The organism is Paludibacterium sp. B53371 (assembly GCF_018802765.1).
In the GTDB taxonomy this organism is placed as follows: Bacteria; Pseudomonadota; Gammaproteobacteria; order Burkholderiales; family Chromobacteriaceae; genus Paludibacterium.
Map to the genome: position 1 here is coordinate 1,317,101 of NZ_CP069163.1, position 16,316 is coordinate 1,333,416.

At 62.4% G+C, this 16,316-nt stretch carries 11 protein-coding genes; 6 read left to right on the top strand and 5 right to left on the bottom strand.

Annotated elements, in window-relative coordinates:
- Nucleotides 1–8: 8 nt before the first annotated feature.
- The 5 genes from rnc to nagZ are packed head-to-tail and all read left to right on the top strand — an operon-like array spanning nt 9 to nt 3,863.
- A complete protein-coding gene (gene rnc / locus JNO51_RS06310) occupies nt 9–722 on the top strand; it encodes a ribonuclease III (protein WP_215782165.1) in 714 nt (237 codons plus the stop codon).
- Entirely contained in the window at nt 719–1,612 is an 894-nt protein-coding gene (gene era, locus JNO51_RS06315) for a GTPase Era (protein WP_215782166.1), read from the top strand. Before rnc ends, era begins: the two co-directional genes overlap by 4 nt.
- 3 nt (nt 1,613–1,615) lie before the next feature.
- Entirely contained in the window at nt 1,616–2,374 is a 759-nt protein-coding gene (gene recO, locus JNO51_RS06320; protein ID WP_215782167.1) for a DNA repair protein RecO, read from the top strand.
- A complete protein-coding gene (gene acpS / locus JNO51_RS06325; protein WP_215782168.1) occupies nt 2,371–2,781 on the top strand; it encodes a holo-ACP synthase in 411 nt (136 codons plus the stop codon). Before recO ends, acpS begins: the two co-directional genes overlap by 4 nt.
- On the top strand, nt 2,778–3,863 hold the full coding sequence (gene nagZ, locus JNO51_RS06330; RefSeq protein WP_215782169.1) for a beta-N-acetylhexosaminidase: 1,086 nt from the start codon (nt 2,778–2,780) through the stop codon (nt 3,861–3,863). The genes acpS and nagZ overlap by 4 nt, the downstream gene beginning before the upstream one ends.
- A 3-nt stretch (nt 3,864–3,866) precedes the next feature.
- Here nagZ and JNO51_RS06335 read toward each other — a convergent pair whose 3' ends face one another.
- The 5 genes from JNO51_RS06335 to pta form a co-directional block, all read right to left on the bottom strand.
- Nucleotides 3,867–5,174, bottom strand: coding sequence for a S8 family serine peptidase (locus JNO51_RS06335; RefSeq protein ID WP_215782170.1), 1,308 nt, complete (start codon nt 5,172–5,174; stop codon nt 3,867–3,869).
- A gap of 226 nt (nt 5,175–5,400) precedes the next feature.
- Complete coding sequence (locus JNO51_RS06340; RefSeq protein ID WP_215782171.1) at nt 5,401–6,558, bottom strand: HD-GYP domain-containing protein; 1,158 nt, start codon at nt 6,556–6,558, stop codon at nt 5,401–5,403.
- 79 nt (nt 6,559–6,637) lie between these two features.
- A complete protein-coding gene (gene hrpA / locus JNO51_RS06345) occupies nt 6,638–10,549 on the bottom strand; it encodes an ATP-dependent RNA helicase HrpA (RefSeq protein WP_215782172.1) in 3,912 nt (1,303 codons plus the stop codon).
- A gap of 151 nt (nt 10,550–10,700) precedes the next feature.
- Nucleotides 10,701–12,182 carry a methyl-accepting chemotaxis protein gene (locus JNO51_RS17505; RefSeq protein ID WP_215782173.1) on the bottom strand — a complete coding sequence of 494 codons (1,482 nt, stop codon included), beginning with the start codon at nt 12,180–12,182 and terminating at the stop codon, nt 10,701–10,703.
- Between the two features lie 172 nt (nt 12,183–12,354).
- Entirely contained in the window at nt 12,355–14,439 is a 2,085-nt protein-coding gene (gene pta, locus JNO51_RS06355; RefSeq protein WP_215782174.1) for a phosphate acetyltransferase, read from the bottom strand.
- Between the two features lie 722 nt (nt 14,440–15,161).
- Between pta and JNO51_RS06360 the strand changes: the two genes are divergently transcribed.
- Nucleotides 15,162–16,271 carry an aromatic ring-hydroxylating dioxygenase subunit alpha gene (locus tag JNO51_RS06360; protein WP_215782175.1) on the top strand — a complete coding sequence of 370 codons (1,110 nt, stop codon included), beginning with the start codon at nt 15,162–15,164 and terminating at the stop codon, nt 16,269–16,271.
- Nucleotides 16,272–16,316 lie beyond the last annotated feature (45 nt).

A 16,316-nucleotide genomic window follows, 5' to 3' on the forward strand; every position in this document is an offset into this window, starting at 1 on the left:
CAGAATCCATGGTGACGTCCCCAGAATCCCGTTTCCGCCGCCTCAGCGAGGCGCTCCAATATGTGTTCCGCCAGCCGGCCCTGCTGCGACAGGCATTGACCCACCGCAGCTTCGGCTCGCCCAATAACGAGCGTTTCGAATTCATCGGCGACAGTATCCTCAACTACACCGTGGCGCGCATGCTGTATGACCATTTTCCGGCGCAGACCGAGGGCGAGCTGTCGCGCCTGCGCGCCAACCTGGTCAACCAGAACACCCTGGCCGAAATCGCTCATGAGCTGAAGCTGGGCGAGTATCTGTACCTTGGCGAAGGTGAGTTGAAGAGCGGCGGGTTCAACCGGCCGTCCATCCTGGCGGATGCGCTGGAGGCCACCTTTGCCGCCGTCAGCTTCGATGCCGACTTTGCGGCCGCCGAGCAGGTGGTACGCGGGCTGTACGCCGAGCGCATTCGCAGCATCGACCCGACCAAGCATGCCAAGGACGCCAAGACGCGCCTGCAGGAAGCTTTGCAGGCACAGAAGCTGGCCTTGCCGAAATACCGTATTCTCGAACAGAACGGCGAGGCCCACGAACAGTGGTTCCGCGTGGTCTGCGATCTGGGCGAGCTAGCCATAGAATCCACCGGCGAGGGCGGCAGCCGCCGCGCCGCCGAACAGCAGGCCGCCGAAGTGGCGCTCGACCTGCTGGCCCAGCACATTGCCAAAGGCAAGAAAACCCGATGACTGAAGAAATCCAATACCACTGTGGCTTTGTCGCCATCGTGGGCCGCCCCAATGTCGGCAAGTCGACGCTGATGAACCATCTCATCGGCCAGAAGATCAGCATCACCTCGAAAAAGGCCCAGACCACGCGCCATCGCGTCACCGGCATCCGCACCGAGGCCGATGCCCAGTTTGTCTTTGTCGACACCCCGGGCTTCCAGACGCACCATCGCAGCGCCCTCAATGACGTGCTCAACCAGAGCGTGCGCGACACCCTGTCCGACGTCGATTGCGTGCTGTTCCTGGTGGAAGCCATGCGCTGGACTGCGGCAGACCGCGAATTGTTGCCGCTGCTGCCGAAAAACACCCCGGTGATCCTGGTGGTCAACAAGCTGGACAAGGCCAAGGACAAACTGGCGCTGGCACAATTCATCGACACTGTGCAGCAGGACTTTGCCTTTGCCGCCGTCGAGGCCGTCAGTGCCAAACATGGCCAGCGCCTGGCCGAACTGCTGCTGCAAGTCCGTCCCTATCTGCCCGAATCGGTGCCGCTGTATCCGGAAGACATGGTCACCGACAAGAGCGAACGCTTCCTGGCTGCGGAGATCGTGCGCGAAAAGCTGTTCCGCTATCTGGGCGAAGAGCTGCCTTACTCGATGAATGTCGAAGTCGAGATGTTCGAGATGGATGGCAATCTGCGCCGCATTCATGTGGCCGTGCTGGTCGACCGTGAAAACCAGAAGAGCATCGTCATCGGCAAGGGAGGCGAAAAGCTGAAAAAAATTTCCACCGAAGCGCGGCTGGATATGGAAACCCTGTTCGACGGCAAGGTGTTCCTGCAAGTCTGGGTCAAGGTCAAGACCGGCTGGGCCGACGACGTGCGCTTCCTCAAGGAATTCGGTCTCGACTAAGCCATGGCTGCCTCGCAACCCGGCAAAATCGACCGCCAGCCGGCCTATATCCTGCATGCGCGGCCCTATCGCGAAACCAGCCTGCTGCTGGAGGTCCTGACGCCGGATCACGGCCGTCTGGGTCTGGTGGCGCGCGGTGCGCGCCGCCCGCGCGCCGAATTGCGGGGGCTGCTGCTGCCGTTTCAGCCGCTGACCCTGTCCTGGTTCGGCAAGAATGAAGTGCGCACCCTGCACAGTGCCGACTGGCAGGGCGGGGTACGACAGCTGTCAGGCCTGCCGCTGATCTGCGGGTTTTACCTCAACGAGCTGCTGATGCACCTGCTGGTGCGGGAAGACCCGCATGGCGAGACCTGGCGCATCTATGACCGCGCCGTGCGTGGCCTGGCGGCAGGAGAAAACCCCGGCGCCCTGCTGCGCCGCTTTGAACTGGCCCTCATCGGCTGCCTTGGCTATGCCCCCTTGCTGACCGAAGATGAAGAGGGGGCCGCGGTTCAGCCGGATCGTCTGTATGTGTGCAGCCCTGGCCAGGCACCGGCGCTGGATCGCGGGTTTGAGCCCCGCCACCACCAGGCCATGGTCTCCGGCGCCACCTTGCTCGCCATGGCAGCGGATGACTTCTCTGCCGAACTGACCCGGCGCGAAGCGCGCGGCCTGCTGCGCCTGATGCTGGAAGAGCTGATGGGGCCGGAGGCGCGCCTCACCACCAGAGAGCTGCTGCAGTCCCTGACGCTGCCAGCCGAACAGGAGCCTGAGCCATCATGATCGCGGGAATTGGCACCGACCTGGTCGACATCAGCCGTATGCAGGGGCTGATCGAACGTCATCACGACGGCGTGGTGCGGCGCATTCTGGCGCCGCAGGAGCTGGCAGACTGGCAGGCCAGCCGCGATCAGGCCCGTTTTCTTGCCAAGCGCTTCGCCGCCAAAGAGGCCCTGGCCAAGGCGCTGGGCACCGGCGTGCGCGCCCCGGTCCTGCTGACCGCCATCCATGTCGAACACGATGCCGCCGGCAAGCCACAGCTGGCCTTTGCCGCTGAACTGGCCGAGTACCTCCGCCAGCGCGGCATCACCGCCCACCATCTATCCATCAGTGACGAGCGCACCCACGCGCTTGCCTTTGTCGTGCTTGAGTGCGCCGATGCGGCGCCCACCCGTGAGAGGACATCATGACCCCAGCCCTCAACCTGCCACGCGGCCCCCTGACCGTCGGCATCGCCGGCCTGACCCTGACTGAGGAAGAGCGCCAGACCCTGCGCCAGCCGATGGTCGGTGCCGTGATCCTGTTCCGGCGCAACTTCAGTGATGTGGCCCAGTTGCGTGCCCTGACCGCCGAAATCCGCGCACTGCGCTCCCCCGCGCTGCTGATCGCCGTCGACCACGAAGGCGGCCGCGTCCAGCGCTTTCTGCCGGGCTTTACCCGCCTGCCGCCGATGCGCCGTCTGGGCGAGCTGTGGCAGCAAGACCCGGGCAAGGCGCGCCAGTTGGCGGAAACCGTCGGCTATGTGCTGGCCGCCGAGCTGCGCGCCTGCGATATCGACCTGTCATTCACCCCGGTGCTTGACCTTGACTGGTCGCGCTGTGCGGTCATCGGTGACCGCGCCTTCGCCGCAGACCCGGATGTGGTCAGCGAACTGGCCCTGGCCCTGCAACGCGGCCTGGCGCGCGGTGGCATGAACAGCTGTGGCAAACATTTCCCCGGCCACGGCTGGGTCGAGGGCGACTCGCACCATGTCATCCCGCACGACGAACGCAGCCTGGCCCAGATCCGTCAGGATGATCTGGTGCCCTTTGCCCGCATGACGGTCGCCGGCATGGGCTCGGTGATGCCGGCTCATGTGGTCTATCCGGCGGTGGATAGTCAGCCGGCCGGCTTCTCTCGCATCTGGCTGCAGGACATCCTGCGTGGTGAGCTGCAGTTCGACGGGGTGATTTTCTCCGACGACCTGTGCATGGAAGGGGCGGCCGGTGTCGGCGGCATCGTCGAACGCGCCCGTGCCGCATTTGATGCCGGCTGCGACATGGCGCTGGTCTGCAACCGTCCGGATCTGGCGGCTCAGCTGATGGCCGAATTGCCGATGCCGCAGATTGCCGGCCTGGCCGAGCGGCTGGCTCGCATGGAGGGTCGTGGCGCCGCCGAAGACTGGCGTGCGTTGATCGCCACGCCGGACTTTGCGGATTGCCAGCGTCAGGTTGCCGCCCTGGTCCCGTCCGAAACCACTCTCAAGGGTCCGGCCGTCGGCGAAGCCCACTGAGCCTCAGCGGCGTCCCGGGATGCCGGGGCGCTGTCCGCTGGCCTCGCGCACACCGCCGGGCAGCAAGGCGGCCTGCAGTACGGCATGGCCGGCATCCAGTACACCGCTGCCGCACAGATCCGTGCTGTGGTAACAAAAGGAAGACGGTGCATAAGGGCGTGCTGTACGCTGCAGGATCTGCCTGATGCCGCCGGATGTCAGCGAGGGATTGGCCGCCAGCATCAGCGCGATGGTGCCTGACACGATCGGGGCCGAGTAGCTGGTGCCGGCACCCGGCTTCATGACCCAGGGCGCCCCAGGGGCGGCGGGATCCGGGCAGTGCAGGGCGTCGCTGACCGGGTGTTGCAGGGCGCAGTGGCTGGCGACCGGATAGTCGCTGTAGCCGCCATCCTGATCATCCAGCGCGCTGGCCGGCGCTGCCAGCGTGATCGCCCGCCCGTAATTGGCATAATCGGCCAGTTGACCGTTTCGGGTCACGGCGGTCACCGTGATGACGCCGCGGCAATTGGCCGGTGCCCGCGCACCATCCAGCTTGCCGTCGTTGCCGGCGCTGACCACAATGGCGCGGGCCGAACCCCGCTGCAGCGCTTCGTCGATGGCTTGCTGGATATCAGCCGGGCAAACCTTGCCAACATCCTCTTCCTCTGCACTCAAACTCATGTTCAACACCTGTGCCGGAAAGCGATTGTGCGGTACCCCGGCGACCGGCAAGCCAGCTGCCCAGCGAATGCTGTCCACCAGATCCTGTCGGTTGTAGCCCCGCCCCCCGACCCGTACCGGCAAAATGCGGCCGTGACGGCTAATCCCGCTCAGTCCCCAGCTGGCATGTCCCTGTGCCGCAATGATGCTGGCCACGCTCGTGCCATGCCAGCTGCTGTCGGACACCTTGGTTTCCGGCTCCCCATAGGCACGGAGCAGCGCTACCGAATAGGCATCACCGGGGTCGCTGGCATCGCTGTCGCGGCCATCGCCATCACCGGCATAAATGAATGGGCAGCCATACTGATGTGCGACCCGGTCGGGGGGGCAGGGCATCGGATCCTGAGACACCATGTCGTAGCCGGGCAGGATGCGCCCCTTGAGCAGGGGGTGGTCAAACAAGATACCGGTGTCAATGACGGCGACGATCACGCGCGGTGATCCCTGGGTAATCTGCCAGGCCGGTCCGATATTGATGCCGCTGAGCGGCTCATCCAGATACCACTGGGTGGCGTGGTCATACAGTGGACTGCTGCGCTGCGGCTGAGCTGAAATCTGCGGCGCCAGCAGGCAGGCGCCGAACAATGGGAAAAAAAGCCGTTTCGAGAACATGACATGCTCCTGGTTGACGAGGGGCGCCATGCGCCAGGCCCGGACACCCGCCTGTTGCACATGGCATGGCATTGGGTTCGTATTGGCTTGACGTGTTTCCCGACGACCAGAAAAACAGTCCGTACTGACAGGGGGTGTTCAGCAGAACGCAGAACGGGGTCAGGTCTTTCATATCGCATCCAAATGCAATATGAAAGACCTGACCCCGTTCGTTAGCGCTTTCCGTTCAGCCAGTCTTCCACAAATTGCCGAGATAGCCTGGGCGCACGCCGCTGAGCGAGGCCGCGCAGGGTTCGACCACCTGGTAGGATGGATTACGGGTTTCGCGGATCAGCGGCTCGCCATAGGCCGGGCCGTCGGCCTTGCGCAGCGCCGCCACTTGCGGCGTGCTGGGCTTGGCGCCGCGGTAGGTGACCACGCCGATTTCATTGCTGGCCAGGCGCACGAAGCTGCCGGGCGGGTAGATGCCCAGTTCCTTGATCAGCAGGGTGGTGAAGGCCTCGTCGAATTCGGCGTCTTTCTTCTGGAAAATCTGACCCAGCGCGGTGGCCGGCAGCAGGGCCGAGCGGTAGCGGCGCGGGGTGAGTTTGGCGCAGACGATGTCGGCCAGGTGCAGGATGTGGGCCGGCGGCAGGATCTCGGTCTTTTGCAGCGCGAAGGGGTAGCCGCGACCGGTCCAGGATTCGTGATGGGTCTGTACCAGGGTGTGCCACAGCTCGTCCTGTACGCCGACTTCACGCAGGATGGCCGAGCTCATCAGCGGATGCGCCTTGATCTCGTGCTTTTGATCCGGCGTCAGGGCGTCTTGCTGCGAGAACAGTTCGTTCTGCAGCTCGACCTGGGAGATGTTCATGGTCAGCGCGGCGCACAGCAGGGTTTCGCGGTGGTTGGCCGGCAGGGCCATGCGCCGCGTCAGCAGTGCCAGCAGCGCCGTGGTGTGCACGGCGTGCGCCGGGGCGTATTCGCGGAACGGGGCCAGCAGGATCGAGGCGATGACGGCATCCGGTTGCTCTTCACTCAGGCGCAGAATGCTCTGGGCCACGCCTTCGACCGATTGCTGGAAGCCGCGAATCTTGAAGGCCTGGCGCAGCAAGGCGCGGGTGCGCAGGTACAGGTGCGCCATTTCGTCAAACGGTCCGGGCTGCAGCCGCTTGTCTTCGATCTCGAAATCGACTTCGGCTGGTTCTTCGCGTTCTTCGGCCTTGCGCGGCGTGAAGCCGAGCGTTTCCAGTTTGGACTTCTGCTCATCGGTCAGGACGTAATAGCCCTTCTTCATCAGCAGAAAGCCGTTGTTGGCGAATACATCGAACGGCAACTCCTTGCCGACCTCAATCAGGTCAGCAGGCGGTTTGCCTTGGCGAGTCTTGGTCGAACCTGAAGTCATTCCCTGAACCTGAGATTTCATGCTAATCGTATAAACGATTTTAACGCTTTACTATAAAAACGCATAGTACAGCGGCGGGCTATTTGATGTCGCCCCAGATTTTCTGCAGGCGCTTGAGCGATACCGGGTAGGGGGTCTTCAGCTCCTGGGCAAACAGTGAGACGCGCAGTTCCTCGATTTGCCAGCGGAAATCGGCCAGGGCGGGTGAAACCTCGCCTTGCGCCATCTTTTCGTCAACGCGACTGCGCCACATCTCCCACATCTGTCGGATTTCCGCTGCACGCTGGCCATCGCGCTGCGGGTTGGCCGCCTGCTTGTCCATACGCAGGCCCATGGCCTTCATGTAGCGCGGCAAATGTTGTAGTTGGGGCCAGGGGGTGGCAGTCAGAAAACCGCGATAGACCAGGGCATCCAGTTGCGTGCGCAGTTCGTGGCCCAGGCGATGTTTGGCCAGCCGCAGCGACAGTGCCTGATACTCCTGGGCGATTTGTCCCAGATATTGCATGACGGCCTGTGTCACCGCCGGCAGGCGGGTGCGTGCACGCGATTTTTGCTCGTTGAACTGCTTTTCGCTGCGTGGCAGCGGGTCTTCACCGATGAAGGCCCGGTCGCAGATGGCGGCGATGGCATCGGCCAGCAGCTCGTCGGCATTGCATACCGCGCGCAGTTGCAGGGCGATCTGGGTCAGGCCGGGCAGGCCCTTGCCCATTTGTTTCATCTGTTCTTTGAGTTGTAGCTGCAGCAGGCGAATCACCCCCTGGCGATGGGCCTGCTCGCTGGCGGCCTCGGTGTCGTACAGGCGCAGGGCGATCTGGTTTTGCTCCACGGTCAGCGCCGGGTAGCCGGTCAGTTGCTGCCGGCCGCGGGCAAACTGGATCGAGGCCGGCAGGTCGCCGAAGTCCCAGCTCAGCACATTGTCACGTTCGAATTCAGCCGAGGTGTCGCGGAAGGTCAGCTGGGCCGCCTGGCCAAACTGGCGCTGCAGGGCTGTCAGGTCGCGACCGCAGCCGATTTCCTGCTTGCCGTCGTCGATGACGCGGAAGTTGAACAGCAAATGCGCCGGCAGTTCGGCCTGGGCAAAAGCTTCGTCGCCCGGGTGCTGGCGGGTTTCCTTGCCGACAAAGGCGGCCAGCTGCGGGGCCAGGGCCTGTTGCTGGTCTGGCTGGCTGTCGAGGAAGCGGGTGACGAAGTCGGGCACCGGTACGCAGTTGCGGCGGATTTGCTTGGGCAGGGCCTTGATCATCATCTGCAGCTTTTCGCGGATCATGCCGGGCACCAGCCAGTCGAAATGGGCGGGCTGCAGACGGTTGAGGATGGCCAGCGGCACGTCGACGGTCACACCGTCGAGCGGGTGGTTGGGCTCGAAACGGTATTTCAGCCGCAGCTTGCCGTCGGCGGTCTCCAGCCATTCCGGGAACTGGTTTTCGGTGACGTGCTGGGCCGCATGGCGCATCAGCTCGTCACGCGTCAGGAACAGTTTTTTCGGCTCGTCGCGTTCGATTTCCTTGCGCCAGGCCTCGAAGCTGGCGGCATCGACCACGTCGGTACCGATGCGCTCGCTGTAGAAGCTGAACAGCGCTTCTTCATCGACCAGCACGTCCTGGCGCCGGGATTTGTGCTCCAGCTGTTCCACTTCGCGGATCAGCCGCTGGTTGTGCTGGAAGAACGGGGCCTGGCTGGCATACTCCATCGCCACCAGGGCGCCGCGAATGAACAGCTCGCGCGCTTCCTGCGGCGCGATGCGGCCGTAGCTGACCGGGCGGCGTGCCACCAGGGTCAGGTTGAACAGGGTGACACGTTCGCTGGCCACCACCTCCCCGCGCGCTTTTTCCCAGTGCGGGTCGAAGTAGTGGTACTTGACCAGGTGCGGAGCCAGTTTCTCGATCCACTCCGGCTCGATCTTGGCTACCGAACGGGCGTAGAGGCGTGAGGTTTCGACCAGCTCGGCCGCCACCAGCCATTTCGGTTTGGCTTTTTTCAGGCCGGAGCCGGGGAAGATCAGAAAATGGCTGCCCCGGGCACCGAGATAGTCGTCTCCCTCGGTGGATTTCATGCCGACATTGCCGATCAGGCCGGTCAGCAGCGCCTTGTGCAGGTTTTCGTAGGCGACGGCATCCAGTTTCTGTTTCGCCTTGTCCGATTGCGGCTGGTTGACCGGTACGGCTTCGGCGCGGAAGCCCAGCTCGGCGGCAATTTCGGCCAGCTGGCCGTGCAGTTCACGCCATTCGCGCATGCGCATCCACGACAGGAAGTGGTCGTGGCACAGGTTGATCAGCTGGCGGGTGGATTTCTTGTGCTTCTGTGCCTCGTCGTAGAACTCCCACAGGTGCAGGAAGGACAGGAAATCGGACTTGTCGTCGACGAAGCGCTGCTGAGCGCGTTCGGCGGCATCGCGGGCATCGAAGGGCCGTTCGCGCGGATCCTGGATCGACAGCGCCGAGGCGATGATCAGCATTTCGCGCACACAATGGAAGTCGCGCGCCGCCAGCAGCATGCGGCCCAGGCGCGGGTCGGTCGGGATGCGCGCCAGCTCCTCGCCGACCTTGGACAATTCCCCGCTGTCATTGAGGGCACCCAGCTCGGTCAGCACCTGATAGCCGTCGGCAATCTGGCGCGAGGAGGGAGCTTCGATGAACGGGAAGGCATCGACCCGTCCCAGGCGCAACGAAGCCATGCGCAGGATCACCGCCGCCAGGTTGGCGCGCAGGATTTCCGGGTCGGTAAAGGCCGGGCGGGCATTGAAGTCGTCTTCGCCATACAGGCGGATGCAGACGCCGGCCTCGACCCGGCCGCAACGGCCGGCACGCTGCCGTGCCGCCGCCTGCGAGATCTTTTCCACCAGCAGTTGTTCGATCTTGGCGCGCGGGCTGTAGCGCTTGATGCGCGCCAGCCCGGTGTCGATCACGTAGCGGATCCCCGGAACGGTGAGCGAGGTTTCCGCCACGTTGGTGGCCAGTACGATGCGACGGCCACCGTTGGGCTTGAAAATGCGTTGTTGCTCTTCATTGCTCAGACGGGCGAACAGCGGCAGGATCTCCAGCCCGCGCAGGCCGGCCTTGCGCAGCTTCTCGGCGGTTTCGCGGATTTCGCGTTCGCCGGGCAGGAACACCAGAATGTCGCCGCTGCCCAGCCGCATCAGCTCCTGGGCGGCCTCCACCACGGCGTCTTCCATCTCCATTTCGCGTTCGTCTTCGTCGCGTTCCTTGAGCGGGCGATAGCGCATTTCCACCGGAAACAGCCGGCCGGAGACTTCGATCACCGGCGCGTTGTCGAAGTGGCGCGAAAAGCGGTCGGCGTCAATGGTGGCCGAGGTGATGATGATTTTCAGATCGGGGCGACGCGGCAGCAGTTGCCGGAGGTAACCCAGCATGAAGTCGATGTTCAGGCTGCGTTCGTGCGCTTCGTCGATAATGATGGTGTCGTAGGCTTCCAGCCAGCGGTCGGTCTGGGTTTCGGCCAGCAGGATACCGTCGGTCATCAGCTTGATGACGCTCTTTTCCGACAGTTGGTCGGTAAAGCGTACCTTGAAGCCGACGTGCTCGCCCAGCGGCGAGCCGAGCTCCTGGGCGATGCGGGTGGCGACCGAGCGCGCCGCCAGCCGGCGCGGCTGGGTGTGGCCGATCAGGCCATGCACCCCGCGTCCAAGTGTCAGGCAGATCTTCGGGATCTGAGTGGTTTTGCCTGAGCCGGTTTCACCGCAGATGATCACCACCTGGTGCTGCTCGATGGCGCTGCGGATGTCGTCCAGCTTCTGGTTGACCGGCAGACTGTCATCGAAGGTGGGGGTCGGCAGGTGGGCGCGCCGCGCCGCCACGCGGGCTTGCGAACGCGCCATCTGCGCCTCGATCTGCCCTTGCAGCTTGTCACCCGGTTGCCCCTTGCGCAGCCTGGCCTCCAGCTCGCGCAGCTTGCCCAGCAGCGGCCGCCGGTCACGAATCAGGCAATCGGCCAGAGCGGTTTTCAGGGCATGGGAGGGCATATCGGATTTCATGATGCAGCCGGTCAGAACAAAGGAAGGCTGCGATTATACCAAACCTGGGGTCAGGTCTTTCATTTTGCATTTGTACGGAGAAACAGCGGGGTCAGGTCTTGTATTTTGCATCAGGACGCAAAATACAAGACCTGACCCCGTCTTGGGGCTTTTAGGCGGGGTTGCCGGAGAACTGTCGCATGGATTGTCCCAGCTCGGCCATCAGGGCATCCAGTTTGTGGATGGCTTCGGCGATGGTGTGTACTTCCTGGGTCAGCGTGCGGGTCGATTCGCCGACGGCGGTGATGTCGCCGGCAAACTGGGTGAATCCCTGGTTCTGGCGTGCTTCGGCTGCCGAGACTTCGCTCAGGATGCTGGCCAGGTGGCGGGTGTCGCGGATGATGTCACCCAGTTGCTGCTGGGCCGAGGCACTGTTGCTCTGGCCGGCCTGCATTTGCTGGCTGCCGTTGCGCATGGCTTCGATGGCCTGGGTGGTACCGTCGACGATGACGCGGATTTTCTGCTCGACGCCTTCGGTGGCGTGCTGGGTTCGTTCGGCCAGCTTGCGTACCTCATCGGCCACGACGGCGAAGCCACGTCCGGTTTCGCCGGCGCGGGCAGCTTCGATGGCGGCGTTGAGCGCCAGCAGGTTGGTCTGATCGGCAATGTCGCGGATCAATTGCACGATGCCGCTGATTTCGGCGCTGCGCTGCCCGAGCTCTTCCAGCCGCATGGCGGCATCGCGGATGACGTGGTTGGCCTGGTTGAGCTGATCGACGGCCTGGTCCATGGCCTGGCCGCCTTTGCTGGCCTGGGCGCCGGCATTCTGTGCCATGCTGGTGGCGGAATGGGATTGCTCGGTGTTCTGGCTGGTGACCACGGCCATTTGCTGGGCGATCACCACCATGTCTTCAGCCCGTTCACGCTGTTCCGACATGGTCTGGGCCATCTTGCGCGTGGCCTGTGCGATGTCGCGGCTGGCGCTGGAGGCATCCTGAATCGAGCGGGTGACCTGCTCGAGCATGGCCTTGACCGCGCGGCTGGCTTCTTCCGCTTCGTTGCGGGCGATGTCCAGCTTGGCAAAGCTCTGTACCTTGGCTTTGTCGTAGGACATGGCCAGCACCAGTACCATCAGGGTCAGGCCGGACAGTGATTTGGCCTGCAGGGTGGGAATGACGTGGTGGTCGATCGGGACTGGCGGCAGCATGCCGGGTTCGCCGCTGAGCAAAAAGAAGCTGCCGATGGCCAGCAGGGCCAGCAGGGTCCAGACCACGCCGGAGGCGCGGCCGCTGACAAAGATGGCGGTGAAGGGGATGGCAGCAAACCAGACGATGCTGGTCGACATGATGCCGCCGTTGACATACACCATCCAGCAAACCATGCAGTACATGGCGGCGATGATGAATTCGGCGCTGAAGCGCAGGGCGCCGGTCAGTTTGAGGATCAGCGGGCCGGAGAGCAGGCCCAGGCCACCGCAGACAATGCCCCAGCCCATGGCCGGATGGTTGAGCTGGAAATACTCGATGGCGAAGAGTGGGGCGATGATGCCGGCCAGCAGAGCCACCCCCACCACGGTTCTTGCCTTGATCGATTGCTCGGGAGATAGCCGGATCGATTCCGGTATGAACCATGTCGTGAGATTGGCTGCTGCCATTGATCATTGCCTCCTGTTGCTGGCTGTGGGTTGCAAATATCCCGAATGAATATATTTTTTTTCGGACTTTAAAACAATTGTTTGCTTGAATCAATGGCACTGCCGGTGAGGAAAGAGAAAAACAAAAGCCCCTGCCGTTGCGGGCAGGGGCTGTGGGCCGGGGAGGGCAGGCTTATTTCTGGCCGGCTTGCAGCGCGGTCAGGGCGATGGTGTAGACGATGTCGTCCACCAGGGCGCCGCGCGACAGGTCGTTGACCGGCTTGCGCAGGCCTTGCAGCATCGGGCCGACACTGACGACGTTGGCCGAGCGCTGTACCGCCTTGTAGGTGGTGTTGCCGGTGTTCAGGTCCGGGAAGATGAACACGGTGGCGCGACCGGCGACGGCGCTGCCCGGGGCCTTTTGCTGGCCGACGCTTTCCACCGAGGCGGCGTCGTATTGCATCGGGCCGTCGATGATCAGGTCTGGACGCTTTTCGCGGGCGATGCGTGTGGCTTCGCGTACCTTCTCCACATCACTGCCGCTGCCGGAGCTGCCGGTGGAGTAGGAGATCATGGCGACACGCGGCTCGATGCCGAAGGCCTTGGCCGAATCGGCCGACTGGATGGCGATGTCGGCCAGTTCTTCCGGGTTCGGATCCGGGTTGACGGCGCAGTCGCCATAGACCAGGACCTGTTCCGGCATCAGCATGAAGAACACGCTGGACACCAGGCGGGCCTCCGGAGCGGTCTTGATCAGTTGCAGGGCCGGACGGATGGTGTTGGCGGTGGTGTGAACCGCACCGGATACCAGGCCGTCGACTTCGTCCAGTGCCAGCATCATGGTGCCGAGCACGACGTTGTCTTCCAGTTGCTGTTCGGCCAGGGTGGCGTTCAGGCCCTTGCCCTTGCGCAGTTCGACCATCGGCTCAATGTATTTGCCGCGAATCTTGTTCGGGTCGAGGATTTCCAGCGACGCCGGCAGGGTGACGCCCTGGTTGTCGGCAATGCGCTGGATTTCCAGCGGATCACCCAGCAGCACGCAGCGGGCGATGTTCTTTTCGTGGCAGATGGCGGCTGCCATGATGGTGCGCGGCTCGTTGCCTTCCGGCAGTACGATGCGCTTGTTGGCCTTGCGGGCCTTTTCGCGCAGCAGGTAGCGGAAGGCGGGCGGCGGCAGGCGCGGCTCGTGCGGTTCGCCGACAAATTGCTTGAGCTTGTCGGCATCCAGGTGTTCGGCGATGTGGTCGATGACCCGTTCCATGCGCTCGGTATCATCTTCCGGCACTTCCTTGCCCATCTGGGTCAGGATGCTGCTGGTCTCGAAGGTGTTCATGGCGCTGATCATCACCGGCAGGTTGCTGGTGAAGGCGTGGTGGCACAGCTGCTGGATGCGCGGATCCGGCTGGGAATCGCAGGTGAACAGCAGGCCGGCCAGCGGTACGCCGTTCATGCTGGCCATGGCGGTGGCCAGAATGACGTCTTCGCGGTCGCCGCTGGTGACGACCAGGGCGCCCGGCTTGAGCAGGTGAATGAAGTTCGGTGCGGTACGCAGCGTGACCACGATGGAGTTCACGCGGCGTTCGCGGATCTGACCGGGGTGCATGATGGTGGCGTCGAGGTGGCGCGCCACGTCCAGCGTGCGCGGTGCCAGCAGATCGGTCTGCTCCGGAATCAGGCCCAGCAGGGGTAGATTGACGTCCTGGGCCCATTTGCTTTCGGCCTGGATTTGCTGGCAGATGGTCTTGGCGTCGCGCTTGCTGTTCTCGCGGTTGAGAATGATGCCGGCGATCTGGCCGCTGTGACCACCGAAGGACTGGACGCTCAGGTCGATCTGTTCGGCCAGTTCGTGATCGCTCAATTGGCCGACCGAGCCCACCAGAATGGTCTGGGCTTCCAGGTTGCGGGCAATCTTGGTGTTCAGGAAAGTCGAGAAGACATGCTTCTGATCCGGCACCAGGCCTTCCACCACGACAACGTCTACTTTCTGGTTGGCGACCTTGCGATACAGGCTGACGATTTCTTCCATCAGCTGGTCGACCTGGCCCTGACCCAGCAGTTTTTCCACGTGCTCCATCGGGATGGGCTGCGGGGCGTCCGCACGGCAGATGGCACGGGCGAAATGGGTGGACAGTTCGGTTTCCTGGGTGTTGTTGCCCTGGGCAATCGGTTTGACGAAGCCCACCGACAGACCGGCTTGTTCGAGCGAGCGGATCATGCCCAGGGAGACGGAGGTCAGGCCGACATCGAAGCCGATCGGCGCCAGAAAGAATGTATGCATTGTTCAATTCCTTGAAGCCGGCTCATCTTGACGTGAGCCGGTACGATCATCAACGCTTTGCCAACATGGGCAGACCTGGCTGACAAGGGGTGATTTTCTGATTGCCGGGTTGTCCGATGCCAATTCGTCAACTCCGGTTGTATCTCAAAAAACCATTCCGTTATCAAGGTCAATCACCAGCTTCGCCGGCGATGGCTTGAACGTGCGCTGCCGATCTTGTGTATAGCACGATGCTGCTGTGCAGCAAAAGATCCTTGCCGAGCGCGTCCGGCAGCAGGGTTTGGCTGCCTGTCATCGCTGAACGAGTGCACTATTTACGCTAAAGCGGGCCTGCTGTGCAGGGGGTTTGGCGGGTGTTTCTCCTGCGATTGACGCATATCAATAGCCTGCCTATGTTGTGTTGCACAAAAGTTTCAGCTCGAATTATTGCAGATTCACTAATATTGTGTGGATTTGTGTGTGTAATTGATCGCTAACACATTGATGCTGAAAGGGTTATTTCTGCCTGTTTGTCGGCTGATTTGCTTTTTTGCCGATTTTTTTACTGTGGGGGTGGGTTTTTCTTGTTTTTTGCATGAAAGCACTTGCCCTTTTGCGGGGGGCAGGCCAGAATTCAACCCCGGTCCCTATGCCGGGCCTTTTTTGTTTTATAGCGTTCCGTAAACTCGTTTTAGGGCGAGATTCGGCTGGTCTTATACTTCTAACCAGGAGGTGTGGGAATAATGTCTGATCTGGCTTCTTCGCAGCTGTTGCAACCGGCTGCTGTCCAGCTTCCCATCAATACTTACTTCGACTCCGCCATTTACCAGCTGGAGCAGGAGCGTCTGTTTGCCGATGCCCCGGTGTACTACGGGCATGAACTGATGGTGCCGAACGAGGGTGACTATCACACCATCGAATGGCTCCAGCACGGCAAGATGCTCAAGCGTGCCGGTGGCGAGGTCCTGCTGTTGTCCAATGTCTGTCGCCATCGCCAGGCGCGCATCTACGAAGGTCGCGGCAACGGCAATCATGTGGTGTGCAATCTGCACGGCTGGACCTATGACAATCATGGTCAGCTGATCGGCGCGCCCCTGTTTCCGGAGACGCCCTGCCTGAACCTGGGTCAGACACCGCTGGTGTCCTGGCACGGCATGCTGTTCGATGCCCGCCGCAACGTGCGCCAGGATCTGGAACGACTGGGTGTGGCCAGCTATATGGATTTCGAAGGCTTCGGCTATCACAGCACCCATGTCACCGAGTATGACTTCAACTGGAAGACCTTCATTGAAGTGTATTCGGAGGACTACCACGTTGATCCGTTCCACCCCGGGCTGGGCAATTTCGTCAATTGTGCCGATCTCAAGTGGGAGTGGGGCAGTCAGTACCATGTGCAGTCGGTGGGTATCAAGAATTCGCTGTCCCGTCCGGGCTCCAAGGTTTATGGCGAGTGGCACAAGGAAGTGCTGCGCCGCTATGCGGACAAGTGCCCGGAATTCGGCGCACTCTGGCTGACTTACTATCCGAACATTATGGTCGAATGGTATCCGCACTCGCTGGTGATCAGCGTGGTGATTCCGCGTGGCCCGGAAAAATGCACGGTTGTGACCGAGTTCTTCTATCCGGAAGAGGTGCTGTACTTCGAACCGGAGTTCATCGAAGCCGAGCAGGCCGCCTACTTCGAGACGGCCAAGGAAGACGACGAGATTTGCTATCGCATGCATCAGGGACGCCGTGCCCTGTGGCTGGATGGCAAGAACGAAACCGGTCCCTACCAGTCGCCGACCGAAGAGGGCATGCAGCATTTCCACGAGTTCTATCGCCGCACCATGGGCGACTTGCTGCTGGCCTGATTCCGCGATTGCGTGCACAATGAAAAGGCGTGGGTTTCCACGCCT